Genomic DNA, 15551 nt, shown 5'->3' with positions numbered 1-15551 from the left:
ACTCCTGATCTCATGACGAACTCGCCACCAGCACTTGGCCGTACGCGAGACCTCCGTCGTTGGGTGGCAGTTCACGGCTGGTCAACGGCGTGAATCCAGCCTCTCGCAGCAGGATTCGCGAGCGGGAGAGCAGCAGGGGGTTCTGGAAGACCCCGCCGGTCAACACAACGTCGTCGACACCGGCAAGCTCACGCCCCCGCAGTGCCCAATCGAGCACCAGTTGAGCGACAGCCTCGTGAAAGCGAGCACCGATAACACCGGCCGACACTCCGCCGCGATGGTCCCGGACCACGTCTCGAATCATCGACGAGGGGTCACCGACCCAGGAATCACTGTGCGCTTCACCAATCCGATCGAAGACGTAACACTGTGAACCAACATCGATTCCCCGGGAAATCCCCTCCAATTCAATCGCCGCCTGGGCCTCGTAGTCTGCGATGTAACGCACTCCGATCAGGGAAGAAACAGCGTCGAACAACCGGCCCATACTGGACGTGTCGGAGCATCCGAATCCGGTTTCGAGTTGATGACGCAGGACTCCCAATTCCCGCGGGGGGCAGGCTGCAACCGGCGGCAGATCCGGATCCCAGTCGATTCCGGCACTCCACAAGTGTGACAACGCCATTCGGTAAGGACGTTCGATGCCGATGTCGCCGCCGGGCAACGGCACATATTTCAGGTGCGCGAGACGCTGACAACCCTTGTATGTCGCCAACAATATCTCCCCGCCCCACACTGCACCGTCGACGCCGTATCCGGTACCGTCAAAAGCCAGACCGAGAACGGGTTCGTCACCGTCACAACCATTCTCGCCCATGACAGCAGCCACGTGCGCATGATGGTGTTGAACTGCGCGTACCGGTAGCGGCCCTGCATGTCGCCGAGCCCACTGCGACGATCGATATCCTGGATGTTCGTCGCAGGCAACCTGGATCGGCGTTACGCCGGTGAGCGATTCGAAGTGCGACTCCGAGTTTGCGAAGCTGTCCAGTACCGCCAGATCGCCCATGTCGCCGATGTGCTGACTCAACCACGCGGAGGCCCCGTGTGCCAGACAGAACGTGTTTTTCAGGTCCGCGCCGACTGCCAGTGTCGCGGGCACATCGAACGGCAGCATGGCGGGTAGGTCGATGGGCAAGGGCGTATGTCCACGTGAACGCCGCACCGTCGTCAACTCCTCGTCCACCACTCGCTGGACGCTGTCGTCGCACGGCATCCGAATCGGGCGGTCATGGGTGAGAATGCCGTCGGCAAGAGCGAACAAACGGTCCCGATCGCGCTCGTCGTAGATGATCGGCTCACCGCCGAAATTTGCCGACGTCATCACCAATGCCTGCGGACCGATCGGATCCCCGGCCAACCCGAGTAGCAGGTGTTGAATCGGATTGTAGGCCAGCATGATTCCGATGTCGGGAAGACCGGGTGCCACGGATGGCGCAAGGGTGTATTCCGTCGCTTTCCGAACGAGAAGAATGGGCCGTGACCGATCGACAATCGCGGTGGCCTCGGCAACACTTAGCTGTGCCGACTCGCTCGCGGCAGGCAGGTCACGCACCATCACGGCCAGAGGCTTGCTGCGCCGGCGCTTACGGGCGCGCAACTCCTGAACCGCAGATTCACTGCGAGCATCACAAGCCAGGTGGTATCCACCGATCCCTTTGACCGCGATGATCTTTCCGTCCCGCAGATACTCCCTCGCTTTCCGTACCGCGCACTCCCCCAGCACTGCCGACTCCCCCAGCACTGCGCCCTCCCCCGACGAACTGACAACCGATGATTCGACAAACGACAGGGTCGGTCCGCAATCGGGGCACGCGATAGGCTGCGCGTGAAACCTGCGGTCGGCCGGATCCGCGTACTCTGCCGCACAATTCGCGCACATCGGGAAGCGATGCATCGTTGTCGAGGACCTGTCGTACGGGAGCGCTGTGATGATCGTGAAGCGCGGGCCACAATGTGTGCACGTGATGAACGGATGACGGAACCGCCGGTTCGCGGGGTCGGTCATCTCACGCAGGCAGTCGTCGCAGGTCGCTACATCCGGTGGCGTCAGCGTTTGCCCGACGGTACTGGTGTCCGTCTCGACGATCCGAAATCCGGACAGGCCGCAGGGCTGCGCGGGTTCGTATTCCACCGAATCGATGCGGGCCAGTGGCGGTTGCCGCACCCGGAGCGCCGTCACGAATTCGACAACGTCGATATCCCGTCCCTCGAGGTCTATCACCACACCGCGAGTCGAGTTGCCTACCGAACCTGCCAACCCCAATTCTGTTGCGAGGGAGTACACGAACGGCCGGAATCCGACGCCCTGAACCACCCCACGCACGGTAAGACGGCTGGCGGTGATCATGGGTCGACCTCCGTCACAGTGCGAGCCCGGCCCATCAATTCCAGTCCGGCCATCGCGTCGGCCGCACCATTCTCGTCCACCTTGTCGACCGCGAAACCCATGTGGATGAGCACCCAGTCACCAGCGGACACGAAATTATTGTCGAGCATTCCGATATTGACCTTGCGCGCCACTCCTTCGACATCGACGAGCGCAAGTTGGCCGCCGTACCCGTCCAGCAGTCGCACGACCCGTCCGGGGATCCCCAAGCACATGGCTCACGCCTCCTGTCCAGAGGTAGCGGCATCAACGGCCATCGATCTGACGAGTCCGCGGACAACCGATACCGCACCACCTACCGAACTCTGCAGTTCCGGTGTGAGGCCGATCCCCTCGTCTACCGAACTTGCATGTGCCCCGACGACAAAGGTCCGTGGAAGCGTTCCGCCGAGTGCCCGTACACTCCCGAACACCGACGTCGGATCCAACGAGTGCGCATCGAATCCTGCCGGACTGCTGAGACTTTCGGAGTCGACCTCGAAAACCTCAACCTGCCCTGGTGGTTCGGTGTGCGGCAGGGCATCGATCAGGACCAGCGCATCCCAAGGTTCGAGTAGGTCGTAAGCCAGATGGACACCTCCAATCCCGTAGTCCACCAACCTCACTCCGTCGGGTAGATCTTCCCGTTCGAGCTCGCGCACCACCTCAGGCCCGAAGCCGTCGTCTCCGAGAAAGATGTTTCCGACCCCCGCCACCAGAACCCGCATGCGGGACTACATCTTCCGCATCCGCAGATACCGTTGTATGTCCGGCATCGACACGACCAGCACGACCGCCGCGGCGATCACTGTTGCGCCGAGAAGTACCGTCGACAGCATTCCCATGCCTCTCATGATCCGTTCTCCTCTCGATAACCCTGTTCCTCCACCGCAGACACCGGTTCCACCTCGTCCGGAGCGAAGTACAAATAGCGGCCGTACCAGTTGTGGAGATCGGCGGCCGGATCGTCGATCAACGTCACCCCCACATGAATGTCGCCGTCCACGTCTTCATGGATGGTGGCAACGTGGGCGATCCGGCCGTCGAAGAACAGGTCCTGAGCGTCCGCGCGACGCGAAGGATGCAGTCGAACTGTGCTGCCACCGGAGACACGGACGCCACCGATCATCACCGCGTCGGTGCGGGGGCTCACGCTGGTGTCAGCCTCCGGTGTCCACCAATCGGCGCCATCCGGCACCTCGGGAATGAAATTCGACGAATCCCTCTGCCCGACATGCGGATCGCGGAGCACTCCGTGTAGGTCCGCGAGACCCTCGGAGGTCAATCCTTCGCAACGATCGATGATGGCTGCGGCCTTCGGATCGGTGGCTCTTGCTTCGACTTTTTCCTCGTCGGTCATCGTCAGAATGCGAAGCGTCAGGATCTCGTCGATTTCGGTGGAGTCGAACAGCGCGCCCTCACTCTGTTCGGCGATTTCCGGAAAGTCGTAGAGAATGATCGGCGACGCCAGAACTGTGCTCGAGCGACCCGGCAACTCGGGGTTCTCAACTCCGGCCAGCACGGGGTAACACCGATTCTGAATCAGAGTCTGTGCGTCGTCCACGCTGAACAGCGATATGAACGACGCCGTGGAACACTCCAGGATGAGATGCGCCCCGAGCATCGAATAGGCCGATGCCGAACGCTTGTCGACGCCCTCGATCGCAGTGGTGTTCCGAACACCGATCGACAGCACAGAGTGTGTGTCCTGCACCGCGTGAATCTCGACGTGCCCCGACAGAGCCCGCCGGGTCCGAACTATCCTCCCTAGTTGCCGACCGTCGGAATCAAGAACTGGTTCGGTTTCCACGACGGCAGCAACCTCGAAGGGCAATTCGATCCCCGACATCAACTCCGTCAGTGTCCACGAGCCCAACTCGATCTCGGACTCACTCGCCTCATCCCAGGAAATCCACTCACGATCACCCGAAGTGAGACGGTCGACCGGCACCCACTCGCCGTGCGGCCCCCGATGTTCCAGGGCGCGTGCCTGTAAGTGCAGAAACCTCAAGGTCACAGCCACAGCGCGCGCATCGGAATCGAGAACGCACTGCACCGACATCCCCGATTCCTCGCCGACCCCAGCTTCGGCAGCGCCGGGCGGTCCCAGAACTCCGAACTGCCAGCGCGACTGGTTCTTTCCCGAAGTCGCCCGATACGGATACAGGAGATAGCCCTCGTACAGAACAGCGTCGGCAACCGCCCGGACGTCATGACCGGTACCGACTCCGCTCATGTCGCGACCTCGCTTCCGGAAAGTAGCTCCCGCACTGCAGATTCCATGTCGGTGAGCCCGTGAGCAGCCTTGAATCGGGCAAGTTCCGCGATGGTGTCGTGATCAAGGCGTACCCAGCCGGAGCCCGGGTAATGCGTCTCGATCAACTGTTTCCACGTCGCCACCGGAATTTCGTACGACGCCGACCTGTCCCAGGGAATCTGCTCGACCGAAAATCCTCGATTACCGTCTGTGAAAACGGTTCCGCTCAGCAACAGGACCACCGGCACTGTGCCGCCGGCCAACGCGTGCATGTACTTCGACGCCGTCACTGCAACGTCGTAGGTACACGGCATGGGTAAGTCTGCGACGGTAACGCCGTCGAAGCCCTGCACCACTGTCGAGCACTCCATCCAGAGGAAGGTTCGTAAGGTGCTGGACCACCGTTCCCTTCGGCCGAACAAATCCAACAGAGCCTCTTCCTCCAACTCCGTGTACGGCCGACGATGCGGCTCGATGCGAACCTGCGCCCGCAACGCCAATGCCCGAACATGAGCACCGGTGGATTCCGAAATACGCAACCGCACAGTGAGGTTCGGCGTCACCGAATACGGATCTACGACGACGTCCACAACCGAGAATTCGAGTGCGGTCACTGTCGTTCTCCTGATACAGCAGTACTGCGCGACTGCACACGCTCAAAAAACTGCGATACCTCACGCTTCGCGTCCTGGCCACCGTCGAACCCCCGCCATACCGTGCGCAATCGCCCCACCAACTCGTAACACGCGTCGATCGGCACAATGAAGCATCTCGGTATCTGCTCGCCCGGGAGGATATGGACAATCAGTGCCTCGACATCCGACCGCACCTCGCGCAGAATCGGGTTCTCCCGCAGGACGGTCTCGAAAGCGTCGATGGGCAGTTCGGATTCCGTGGCCCCGGCCGGCCCGGGATAGAACGCGATAAATCTGTCCAGCAACGAATTCCGGAAGAAGAACGCCAGGCCTACCGGAATCTCCAACGATTCCCATCGACCCGGCCCCAATTCGAATTCGGTCAGTTCAAGATATCGGTCCGGAACGGCTTTGTAACGGAGGTCCGCGTCGACCGGCGAAAACAATAGATAGCAGGGTCGACAGACGCACAGGAGACTGCGCACCTGGACGTCGACGACATGTTGATGCACGTCGCCGATATCGACGGCGCACATCTCGCATCGCGGCCCGGTCGATACCGGGCGCGCCGACGCTATTCGTGTGAGAACCTCCCCCACTGTCGATTTCGCCACTACATCACCGGAACCTGTGACCCGGCAACAGAATCGATCGGCACCACTACCGAGAGCACGCCGTCACGGGTCAGAATCGGCAACGGTGCAAGGTGCTCCGTACCGGCGTCGACTCGCGCTCCGGCACCTCGGACGTCGTAGTGAGCGGCGCAATTGGGGCAGGTCAACACAGCGGCATTGCGCGTGGACCGCCCCATCATGCGTTCCAATACGGCTCCGGCCAGCGAGCGATCACACGCCGGGCAATGATCCTGGTACGCGTACAGGTCGTCACCCGACCTACACACCAACAGATCCGCGCCGCCGATGCGGAAGCCTGCTACTTCACCGGCACCGACCTCGGCGAACTCCGGCACGCTGACCCATTGACTGCCGGTATCGCGGTGGACATGCGAGAAAAGAGATTCCACCGAAATCACACCGGCTTTCGGCTCGTGCTCGGGCGGCGTCTCGACTTCGATACCCGTGGTCTCCGGCGCTGCGGACTGAACGGCATCCTGCACCGCTGATTCGAGGGTTACCGACGAAGACGGGCAACTGTTGCAACTGCCCAGAAGTCGCAATCGAACGACGCCGCCGGACACCTCGATCAATTCGACGTCACCGCCGTGCGATCCGAGGTACGGACGCACGCTGTCCAGCGCGGTTCGGACACGGGTTTCGACGTCGTGCGGATGTAGCCCGTGGACCAGCATCAGACTCGAAATCAGGTCGTCGTGCACCATCTTCTCGACCATCTCCGGATCTGCAAGCTGCACAGTCCTTTCGAGGGCAGCACCGTATAATTGGACGATCTCGCGCACCAACTGTTCGGCGCGATCCCGCGCAACAGGTCCGCCGCCGGCGCTGCTCTGCAACAACGTCTCGATACGGTCACCCGCCCCGCGCCAGTAATCTCCCGACAGGCTGCGGCTGTCCGACTGCTCCATCGACTACTCCCCCGTCACGGACTGTGTCGGTGAATGCAGCTTCTCGATGGTCTTGCCGCCGCCGAGATACATGTGCACACCACACGGCAGGCATGGATCGAAACTGCGGACAGTGCGCATGATGTCGATACCTTTGAAGTGGTCTCGATCATTCTCTTCGAAGATCGGCTGACCTTGCACGGCGTCCTCGTACGGCCCCGGTGTGCCTTCGCTATCTCGTGGGCTCGCGTTCCAGGGCGTCGGCGGATACGGATGGTAGTTCGCGATCTTGCCGTCGCGAATCACCATGTGGTGGGAGAGAACTCCACGTACCGCTTCGGTGAATCCGCAACCGATGCCTTCGTCGGGCACCTCGAACGATTCCCACGTCTTGGTCCGGCCCGCACGAATCTCCACTAAAGCCCTCTCGGCAAAATGCAGGGCCGACGCCGCAGCGTAAGCCTGGAAATAGGTACGCGCCCGATTTCTCTCGAGGGTGTTGCTCCCGTATTCGGGAATGTTCCACTCGAGCGACACCGGACCCTTCAACGCCGTCTTCGGCAGATTGATCTGCACGCTGCGCCCTGTCGACTTCACGTAGCCGATATCGACCAGCCCGGCCAGAGCTGTGCTCCACAACCGGGCGAGGGCGCCGCCGCCGGTGTCGAGTGCAAGGTTATCCTTGCCGTCGAACCAACGCGGCGACATCACCCAGCTGTACTTGTCCTCGAGGTCACGCTTCTGCGGATGCGGGTTGGTGTGCTGATTCCACGGGTGCCGCCGATCCACTGGATTCCCGAGCGGGTCGGTTGTGACGAACATTTCCTGGTCTTTCCAGTCCTCGTAATACGAAGAGCCCAGCATGATCCGGATTCCGAGGTTGATGTCCACGAGATCGGTGGTGACAAGTTTGCCGTCGACAACAACACCGGGGGTGACAAACATCTTGCGTCCCCACTCGGTCATGTCCTTGTACGCAAAATTGCAGTACTCCGGGTCCTGGAAGGACCCCCAGCAGCCGAGCAGCGTTCGACGCAGACCGACTTTGTCGTATCCGGGGAGAGCTTCGTAGAAGAAATCGAACAGATCGTCGTGCATGGGCACAACTTTCTTCATGAACTCGACGTACCGCATCAACCGCGTCATGTAATCCGTCATCAACTGAATGGTCGCGACGGTTCCGACCCCGCCCGGGTAGAGAGTCGACGGGTGGACGTGACGCCCCTCCATCAGACAGAACATTTCACGTGTCGAACGGGAAACCTGAAGGGCCTCACGGTAGAACTCTCCGGTGAACGGATTGAGCGTGCGCATGATGTCTGCGATCGTGCGGTATCCGTGCTGATCCTCATGCCGGCAGCGAGTGTTCTCGGCCTGGGCCAGGACGCCGGGATTGGTTTCGGACACCATCTTCTCGCAGTAGTCGACCGCCACAAGATTCTCTTGAAAAATGTTGTGATCGAACATGTATTCTGCAGCCTCACCGAGATTGACAATCCACTCTCCGAGATGCGGTGGTTTGACCCCGTACGCCATGTTCTGTGCGTAGCACGAGCACGTCGCGTGGTTGTCACCGCAGATCCCGCAGATGCGACTGGTGATGAAGTGCGCGTCGCGCGGATCTTTACCCTTCATGAACAGTGAATATCCGCGGAAGATCGACGACGTACTGTGGCATTCCACGACTTCACGATTGGCGAAGTCGATTTTGGTGTAGATGCCGAGGCTTCCGACAATTCGTGTGATGGGGTCCCAGGCCATCTCGACCAGACCGTCACGGTCTGCCGTCGAGGTGGGTTCGGGAATGATGGCCGTCATGTTCAGTGCCTCCCAGAAAAAGTCGAAACCTAGAGTTTGCCGTTCGTAGAGTGAGCCCGTCACCACGTTCGAATTGCGCCGGTGAGCAACGTCGATCCACGTTCACGCCAGTGCGGCTCGTGATCCAACGTGCTTCCGGTAATTCGTCGCAGACTGTGAATCACGGTGCCGTACAGGCCAACAGCGTTTGTCGACAGTTTGCCGCCAGGTGGTTCATCCATGAACGGCATGAACTTGTCCGGGAATCCCGGCATCGTGCAGCCGATGCAAATACCACCGACATTGGGACAGCCCCCCACACCGTTTATCCAACCTCGTTTGGGCACATTGCATTTCACGACCGGACCCCAGCAGCCCAACTTGACGATGCACTTGGGTGAACCGTATTCCGTCGCAAACTCACCTTGCTCGTAATACCCGCCGCGATCACAACCCTCATGCACGGTCGCACCGAACAACCATTGCGGCCGTAGCGATTCGTCGAGGGGGATCATGGGCGCCTGATCAGTAGCCATGTACAGCAGGTAGGTCAATGTCTCAGAGAGGTTGTCCGGCTGGATCGGGCAGCCCGGCACACACACAATCGGAATGCCGGCCTTCGACTTCCAATCCCACCCCAGGTAGTCCGGCACCCCCATCGCACCGGTCGGATTGCCCGCCATCGCGTGGATACCGCCGTACGTCGCGCATGTGCCGACAGCCACCACGGCCGTCGCCTTGGGTGCCAACCGGTCCAGCCATTCACTCGTCGTGATGGGTTGCCCGGTCTCCGGGTTATTTCCGAATCCGCACCAGTAGCCCTCGTCGTGTAACTTCTCGTTCGGTATCGAACCCTCGACGACAAGGACAAACGGTTCCAATTCACCACGGTCGGCTTTCCGGAACCACTCCAGGAAATCGTCGGCACCACCCTCGGGGCCACACTCGAAGTCGATGAGCGGCCAGTGCATCGCAACCTTGGGTAATCCGGGTAGCGCACCGAGTGCAATTTCTTCGACGCTCGGTTGTGTGGCGGCGGTCAACGCCACTGAATCTCCGTCACAACTGAGTCCGGCGTTGATCCACAGAACATGGATCAGAGTTTCTTCTGCCTTGGCTGCTGCGGTCTCAGCAGTCTCGATTCGAGTATCCATGTCAGCCGCTTTCACGTGTGCGACGGCACCATGTGTTCCACCGGGTCTGTTCCACCGGGTCGAACTGCCGCCGGTATCGAACGCCACCCGAACCGATAATCGGCCCTCTTCTGTGGCACCCACTCATTTCATTAACTACCCGAGCACATCAGTTGTCAACGGCCACCGGCGCCAGGCCCATACGAGCACCGATCCAGCTGTACCACTCGGGCAGACCTTCACCCGTTGTCGCCGACAAAGTCAGAACGCGCACAGCAGGATTGAGCGCTTCAGCTTGCCGGACACAAGCCTCGACATCGAATTCCACGTACGGCAGCAGATCGATCTTGTTGATGATCACCAGATCCGCAACAGCAAAGATGTGTGGGTACTTCACAGGCTTGTCGACACCCTCCGGCGTCGAAATTAGGACAACCTTGCCTTCCTCGCCGAGGTCGAAAAGTGCCGGGCAGACTAGGTTTCCGACATTCTCGATCAAGAGTAGCGACCCGTCGACCGGACGACTCACCGCAAGCGCACGATCGATCATGTCGGCATCCAGATGGCATCCTGGACCCGTATTCACTTGCACAACAGTTGATCCCGTGGCGCGAACTCGCTCGGCGTCGAGCTGAGTCTCCTGATCTCCTTCGATGACAGCAATGGGAAACCTGCCACCGAGATCATTGATCGTGCGAACCAGCAAGGTGGTTTTCCCGGCGCCGGGAGAACTCATGACATTGAGCGCGGAGATCCCGCGAGTCCGCATCCATTCTCGATTCCGCGCAGCCAGTTCGTCGTTCTTGGCCAATACCCGTTGTTCCAGAACCACAGTCTCGCTGTGCGGATGATGGTGCAAATCGCCATGGCCATGGTCATGGTCATGGCTGTGCGCAGAGTCAGAAACCCGCACTCCTGCACTCTCCCCGCAGCCGCACGTCGCACACATGATCAGCTCACTTCCATCGACAATATTCGCAGCTCATGGCCGGCAAGAACCTCGACGTCGGCGCTGCCACACGGACACAGAAGAAACATGTCCGGCGGTGAAAACGAGTCGCCGCACGCTCTACACCGTGCACTGGCCGGGACCTCGTCGATACACAAGCTGGCACCCTCCGCGTGAGTACCCGCGGTCACAACGTCGAAGCAGAACAACAACGAATCGGGAACTACGGCGCACAACCGACCGACCTCGAGGCGAACGGTGAGGATCTTTCGATCCCCGGCGCGCTCGCACACTGCGTCGACCACACTCTGGGCAATCGACAATTCATGCACGGCAGACCCACATTTCGAGATCGATCGTGCATTCCACGATAAGCGCCACCCACTGTCGAAAACAGAGCAAACACAAAAAAGCAGGCTGCGATCCGCACATTGTGCGGATCGCAGCCTGCTGCAGTGCTATTGACGAAGGTCAGTTGGCCGGAGCCTTCGTGGTTGTCGTCGTGGTTGTCGTCGTTGTCGCGCCGGTGGTGGACGTGACTGCTGCGTCCGAGCTCGCAGCCTGCGACGTCGGAGCGCTCGTTACTGCCGCACCCGAGGTCGGTGCTACCGATCCGGTCGGTGAAGCGACGGCACTCGACGTTGCCGAAGCCGATCCCGCAGCAGGTGCCTGCGACGGCGTTGCGGCAGCGCCCGAAGATTGCGCCGAACCGGTGGTCCCACTGGGGGCCTGACCGGACTCGGAAGTGGTGTCGGTCGTCGTGCCATTTCCGGCAGTGGCTCCGCCCTCACCGCCACCATTTGCCATGTACAGATCGACGGCAGCGGCAAGCTGTTCGGGGGTCGGCTTTGCCGTCGTGTCAACGGGCTTGCCGTCCTTTGCCTGCTGCGCAAGGTAGGTGAGCCATGCTGCCGCGTACTGCGCCGACGTCAACGTCTTGCCATTGGCAGTGTCAGCGTCAGTCCAGTAGTCGAAGTGATGGCCGACACCGGGAGCAAGTGTCATCTGGTACGGATCGCTCATGATCACCGGAATCGTGTTCTGGTTGGTAGCGATCAGTCCCACGATCTCCTTGAACAGCTTCTGCGGCAGATATGCCAGCGGCGACACTTTCTCCGCTGAAATCGTGCCGTCCTTGGCGACCGGCGTCACGGTGTCCGTCGTACCCGGCTTGTACCCCGGAGTCGACACCTTCAGCAGCACGTCCATGAACGTCTCGTCGCTCTGCATCCAATCCGGCTGAGACGAAATATCGTTGAATGCCTTGAACATGATCTCACTGAATACAACCGCGACATCTTGACCCGTCGTCGGCGTGAGGCCCTGCGATTCCAATTGGTCGACGTTCAATTGCCGACCGACGTTCGCGGCCAAGATCAGCAAGGAGATGTTCTCCGGAGCCGAACAAGTGAAGTCACCGTCGGAACAGAACGAAGCGACCTTGCCGTTCAGCTTTCCGAAACCGCCTGCGGTATCCGGGAGTGCACCCTGGCCCGGTGTCGCCGATGTTCCGTTCTGGTACTTCTTGTCGAAGTTGTCCGGGTTCGTGAAGGGATTCTTCGCGCCGAGGAACGTACCGTCGCCTTCCTGACGGCCCGCGTCGGCGAGCAGCACCACACCGACAACCTTGTCGGCGCTGACACCGAACTCGTTGTCCTTCTGCGTACCGATACCCATGGCTACGCGGCGGACGACGTCTGCGCCTTCGCTGTATCCGACGATCGAGAACTGGGTGTTCGGGCACGCCTTCGAGATGGCACTCATGACGGATTGAGTATTGGCTGCGCCTTCGGCGACGGCATCTTCATAGGTAGCCATGTTTGCGGGATACGCGATGTACACCGCCGCGTACGAATCGGGCTTGGCCACCGTATTGACCGAACCGGCCGGGTTGATCACCTGATCGACGCGCTCACTGGAGTAGTCGCCCGACAGTGCCGCCGGCAACGGCTTGTTGTCTGCGCCTAGAAGCATCTTGACCGTCGTCGGGTCAGGTGTGTCATGCCGACCGGCAACGGCAATACTCACCATGTCGTGGCACTCGGTGACCGATGCCGTCAGTTCGGTGTCGATATCGCGGGACTGCGGCGAGTCCACGGCAACTGCGACCGCGACCAGCGCAGCCACGCCGAGCGCTGCGGGCGCAACTGCGCCCGCAAGTATTCGATGTCGTGAAAAGAACCCACGTACAGCCATATCTACTCCCCAATTCACTCCGGAAAACGTACCGACCGACCCCCAGGGCAGAACGTAACGTCACAACTGAAGTCGTCGAGTACGTCGATTGCGTTACAGCGGGTAACACTCGAGCGAACGGTTTCGGCTGCGATCGTCGGAACACCCCGGGCATTTTCGCCGGTGAAGTGGAATTAGTGTGCAAGATCAGTCGAACATGATGACTTGCCGGATCGCCTTGCCGTCGGCGAGTTCATCCATCCCCGCATTGACGTCGTCCAGAGCGATTCGGGAAGAGATCAGCTTCTCGACGGGCAACTTTCCGTCGCGCCACAATTGCGCGTAAATGGGAATATCTCGGGCCGGCACAGCTGACCCGAGGTAGCTCCCGATGATGGTGCGAGCTTCGGCCACCAAACCCAACGGCGAGATCGAGGAACGCGCATCGGGCCCCGGCAATCCGACCGTGACCGTGGTCCCGCCGGGCGCAGTTGCCGCCACAGCAGCCTCGAACGCTCGCGCGTTTCCGGCAGCCTCGACGACGATGTCCGCTCGAAGGCCCGAGTCCGTCAAACCTGCCGGGGTGAATACCTGCGTCGCACCCATATCTATTGCCTGAGCCAACTTCGATTCGAGGGTATCGACTCCGATCACAGTCTCCACCCCCAGCGCACGGGCAGTCAGAATCGCGGCCATCCCGACGCCGCCCAACCCGAACACCATGACGGTGTCAGTCGGGCGTGGCCGGGCTGCGTTGAGCAAGGCTCCCCCACCGGTCAATACAGCGCAGCCCAGCACTGCCGCGATGTCCGGCGGAACGTCGTCCTCGACTGCGACTACGGATTTGGCGTTCACTACAGCATGCGTCGCAAAGCCCGAGACTCCGAGGTGATGCTTGACGATCTCATTGCCGCGGCGCAACCGGTGAGCACCGCCGAGCAAGCTTCCTTCGTTGTTAGCTGCCCCGCCCACCGTGCAGGGCAGCCGACCATCAGCGGCACATCCCGCACACTCACCACAACGAGGAAGGAACGTCATGACAACGCGAGTACCGACGGCTAAATCGTCGGCACCCTCCCCGACCTGAAGTATCCGGCCGGCAGCCTCATGCCCCAACAGCATCGGCACGGGGCGAACGCGATTGCCGTCCACCACGGAAAGATCGGAGTGACACAGTCCGGCCGCCTCGATCTTGACGAGGATCTCACCATTTCCGGGCGGATCCAGCTCGAGTTCGGACACCGAGATGGGAAGTGAGGATGCATACGGCCGGCTGCGACCGATCTCTTCCAGCACGCCGCCGCGAATCTTCAACTGCCTACCTCGATTTCGTTGAACCGACTAATTACCCAACAATCCCGCGCACCGAAGCCGGAAGGTCCCGCACGCGCTTGTACGGTCCGACTACAGCAGCCGCGAACGGACGCGTCAGTAGCACCTGAGCTACTTCGAGAACTTCTTCGGCAGTGACCGCGTCGATGGTGGCCAAGGTTTGCGCCACACTGCGATGGTTGCCGTAATTGAGTTCACTACGGCCGATTCGGGTCATTCGCGAACCAGAATCTTCAAGGGACAGGACCAAACTGCCCCGGAGAGCACCCTTGGCGCGAGCAATTTCGGCATCGGTGATGCCGCCCACCGCAACCTGCGCCAGAACCTCGCGGATTACCGTGGTGACCTCGCCGAGGTTTTCGGGCTGACAGCCCGCATACACCGAAAACGCTCCGGTATCGGCAAAGGTATCGACGCCCGAGTAAACGGAGTACGCGAGGCCCCGCTGTTCCCGAATCTCTTGGAACAGACGAGAACTCAGGCCGCCACCCACAGCAGTGTTGAGCACTGACAATGCCCAGCGATGACCTTCGTGACGCCCGAATGCCCGCACGCCGAGCGCCAGGTGAACCTGCTCGCTGTCACGATGGGTCAAGCTCAGTTCGGGCATCGTACGCAGCCGCAATGTTCCCTCACGACGCGGAGCAGGCTTCACACCGCGCTCGAGATGCCCGGCAAATGCGCGCCTGGCCAACGTCACAACCTGCTTGTGGTCGACGTTTCCGGCCACAGCAAGAACCATCCGCTGCGGCGTGTACCGGCGCACATGGAAAGAATGCAACTGACTGCGGGTCATCGATTCAATCGATTCCACACTGCCGATGATGGGACGCCCCACCGGATGATCACCGAACAACGCTGTTATGAACGCGTCGCCGAGAAGGTCTTCCGGATCGTCGTCGCGCATCGCGATCTCTTCGAGAACTACTTGCCGCTCGATATCGACATCCGCGGTACGGCACCGGCCACGAAGAACGACGTCCGCAACAAGATCCACTGCCATCGGCAGGTCCTCGTCGATCACATGCGCGTAAAAGCACGTGTGCTCTTTGGACGTGAATGCGTTGAGCTCTCCGCCGACACCGTCCATGACCTGTGCGATATCGAGCGCAGTTCGCGACGGAGTCGATTTGAACAGAAGGTGCTCGAGGAAGTGTGCCGCGCCCGCAACACTCGGCTGCTCGTCGCGCGATCCGACACCAACCCAGACGCCGACCGAAGCGCTGCGCACGCCAGGAATGAACTCGGTGACTACACGGAGTCCACCGGGCAGGACCGTCCGCTGGACTCCGGACTCGGGAGCTTGCGCGTCGATCGGGGATTTCAGTGCAGTTGTACGACTGCGCGCGGTCTTGGCCATGAAGTGTGTCAACGGTCCTTGAA

Annotated in this window: 15 protein-coding genes; all 15 read right to left on the bottom strand. The window is 60.7% G+C overall.

Features of this window, described 5'->3' with window-relative positions:
* Positions 1 to 10: 10 nt before the first annotated feature.
* The 15 genes from hypF to QM600_RS05245 all read right to left on the bottom strand — a co-directional run bounded on the left by hypF (position 11) and on the right by QM600_RS05245 (position 15528).
* Positions 11 to 2350 carry a carbamoyltransferase HypF gene (gene hypF, locus QM600_RS05310; protein ID WP_283260420.1) on the bottom strand — a complete coding sequence of 780 codons (2340 nt, stop codon included), beginning with the start codon at positions 2348 to 2350 and terminating at the stop codon, positions 11 to 13.
* Entirely contained in the window at positions 2347 to 2604 is a 258-nt protein-coding gene (locus QM600_RS05305) for a HypC/HybG/HupF family hydrogenase formation chaperone (protein ID WP_283260419.1), read from the bottom strand. Before QM600_RS05305 ends, hypF begins: the two co-directional genes overlap by 4 nt.
* Positions 2605 to 2607: 3 nt before the next feature.
* Complete coding sequence (locus QM600_RS05300) at positions 2608 to 3096, bottom strand: hydrogenase maturation protease (protein WP_283260418.1); 489 nt, start codon at positions 3094 to 3096, stop codon at positions 2608 to 2610.
* 6 nt (positions 3097 to 3102) lie between these two features.
* Entirely contained in the window at positions 3103 to 3222 is a 120-nt protein-coding gene (locus QM600_RS29755; RefSeq protein WP_502942885.1) for a DUF6893 family small protein, read from the bottom strand.
* Positions 3219 to 4604 (bottom strand): hypothetical protein, encoded by a 1386-nt coding sequence (locus QM600_RS05295; protein WP_283260417.1) that lies wholly within the window; start codon positions 4602 to 4604, stop codon positions 3219 to 3221. Before QM600_RS05295 ends, QM600_RS29755 begins: the two co-directional genes overlap by 4 nt.
* The gene (locus QM600_RS05290) at positions 4601 to 5239 is read right to left on the bottom strand and encodes a DUF6084 family protein (protein ID WP_283260416.1); all 639 of its coding nucleotides are present in this window, start codon (positions 5237 to 5239) and stop codon (positions 4601 to 4603) included. Before QM600_RS05290 ends, QM600_RS05295 begins: the two co-directional genes overlap by 4 nt.
* Complete coding sequence (locus tag QM600_RS05285) at positions 5236 to 5859, bottom strand: DUF5947 family protein (protein WP_283260450.1); 624 nt, start codon at positions 5857 to 5859, stop codon at positions 5236 to 5238. Before QM600_RS05285 ends, QM600_RS05290 begins: the two co-directional genes overlap by 4 nt.
* A 14-nt stretch (positions 5860 to 5873) precedes the next feature.
* A complete protein-coding gene (locus tag QM600_RS05280) occupies positions 5874 to 6803 on the bottom strand; it encodes a NifU family protein (RefSeq protein WP_283260415.1) in 930 nt (309 codons plus the stop codon).
* Positions 6804 to 6806: 3 nt separating this feature from the next.
* Complete coding sequence (locus QM600_RS05275; RefSeq protein ID WP_283260414.1) at positions 6807 to 8600, bottom strand: nickel-dependent hydrogenase large subunit; 1794 nt, start codon at positions 8598 to 8600, stop codon at positions 6807 to 6809.
* 59 nt (positions 8601 to 8659) lie between these two features.
* Positions 8660 to 9733, bottom strand: coding sequence for an NADH-quinone oxidoreductase subunit B family protein (locus tag QM600_RS05270; RefSeq protein WP_283260413.1), 1074 nt, complete (start codon positions 9731 to 9733; stop codon positions 8660 to 8662).
* Positions 9734 to 9881: 148 nt separating this feature from the next.
* Positions 9882 to 10661, bottom strand: a complete 780-nt coding sequence (gene hypB, locus QM600_RS05265) for a hydrogenase nickel incorporation protein HypB (protein WP_283260412.1) — start codon at positions 10659 to 10661, stop codon at positions 9882 to 9884.
* Positions 10662 to 10663: 2 nt separating this feature from the next.
* A complete protein-coding gene (locus QM600_RS05260; RefSeq protein WP_283260411.1) occupies positions 10664 to 10993 on the bottom strand; it encodes a hydrogenase maturation nickel metallochaperone HypA/HybF in 330 nt (109 codons plus the stop codon).
* A gap of 139 nt (positions 10994 to 11132) precedes the next feature.
* On the bottom strand, positions 11133 to 12857 hold the full coding sequence (locus tag QM600_RS05255; protein WP_283260410.1) for a cutinase family protein: 1725 nt from the start codon (positions 12855 to 12857) through the stop codon (positions 11133 to 11135).
* A gap of 186 nt (positions 12858 to 13043) precedes the next feature.
* On the bottom strand, positions 13044 to 14150 hold the full coding sequence (locus QM600_RS05250; protein WP_283260409.1) for an alcohol dehydrogenase catalytic domain-containing protein: 1107 nt from the start codon (positions 14148 to 14150) through the stop codon (positions 13044 to 13046).
* 31 nt (positions 14151 to 14181) lie between these two features.
* Positions 14182 to 15528: a M16 family metallopeptidase gene (locus QM600_RS05245; RefSeq protein ID WP_283260408.1), complete on the bottom strand. Its 1347-nt coding sequence runs from the start codon at positions 15526 to 15528 to the stop codon at positions 14182 to 14184.
* Positions 15529 to 15551: the final 23 nt, after the last annotated feature.

Origin of the sequence: Rhodococcus sp. IEGM 1379, from assembly GCF_030056815.1 — a bacterium.
Classification (GTDB): Bacteria; Actinomycetota; Actinomycetes; order Mycobacteriales; family Mycobacteriaceae; genus Rhodococcus_F.
Note: the sequence above shows the minus strand (reverse complement) of the source record. Positions and strands in the feature narration are given on the sequence as shown.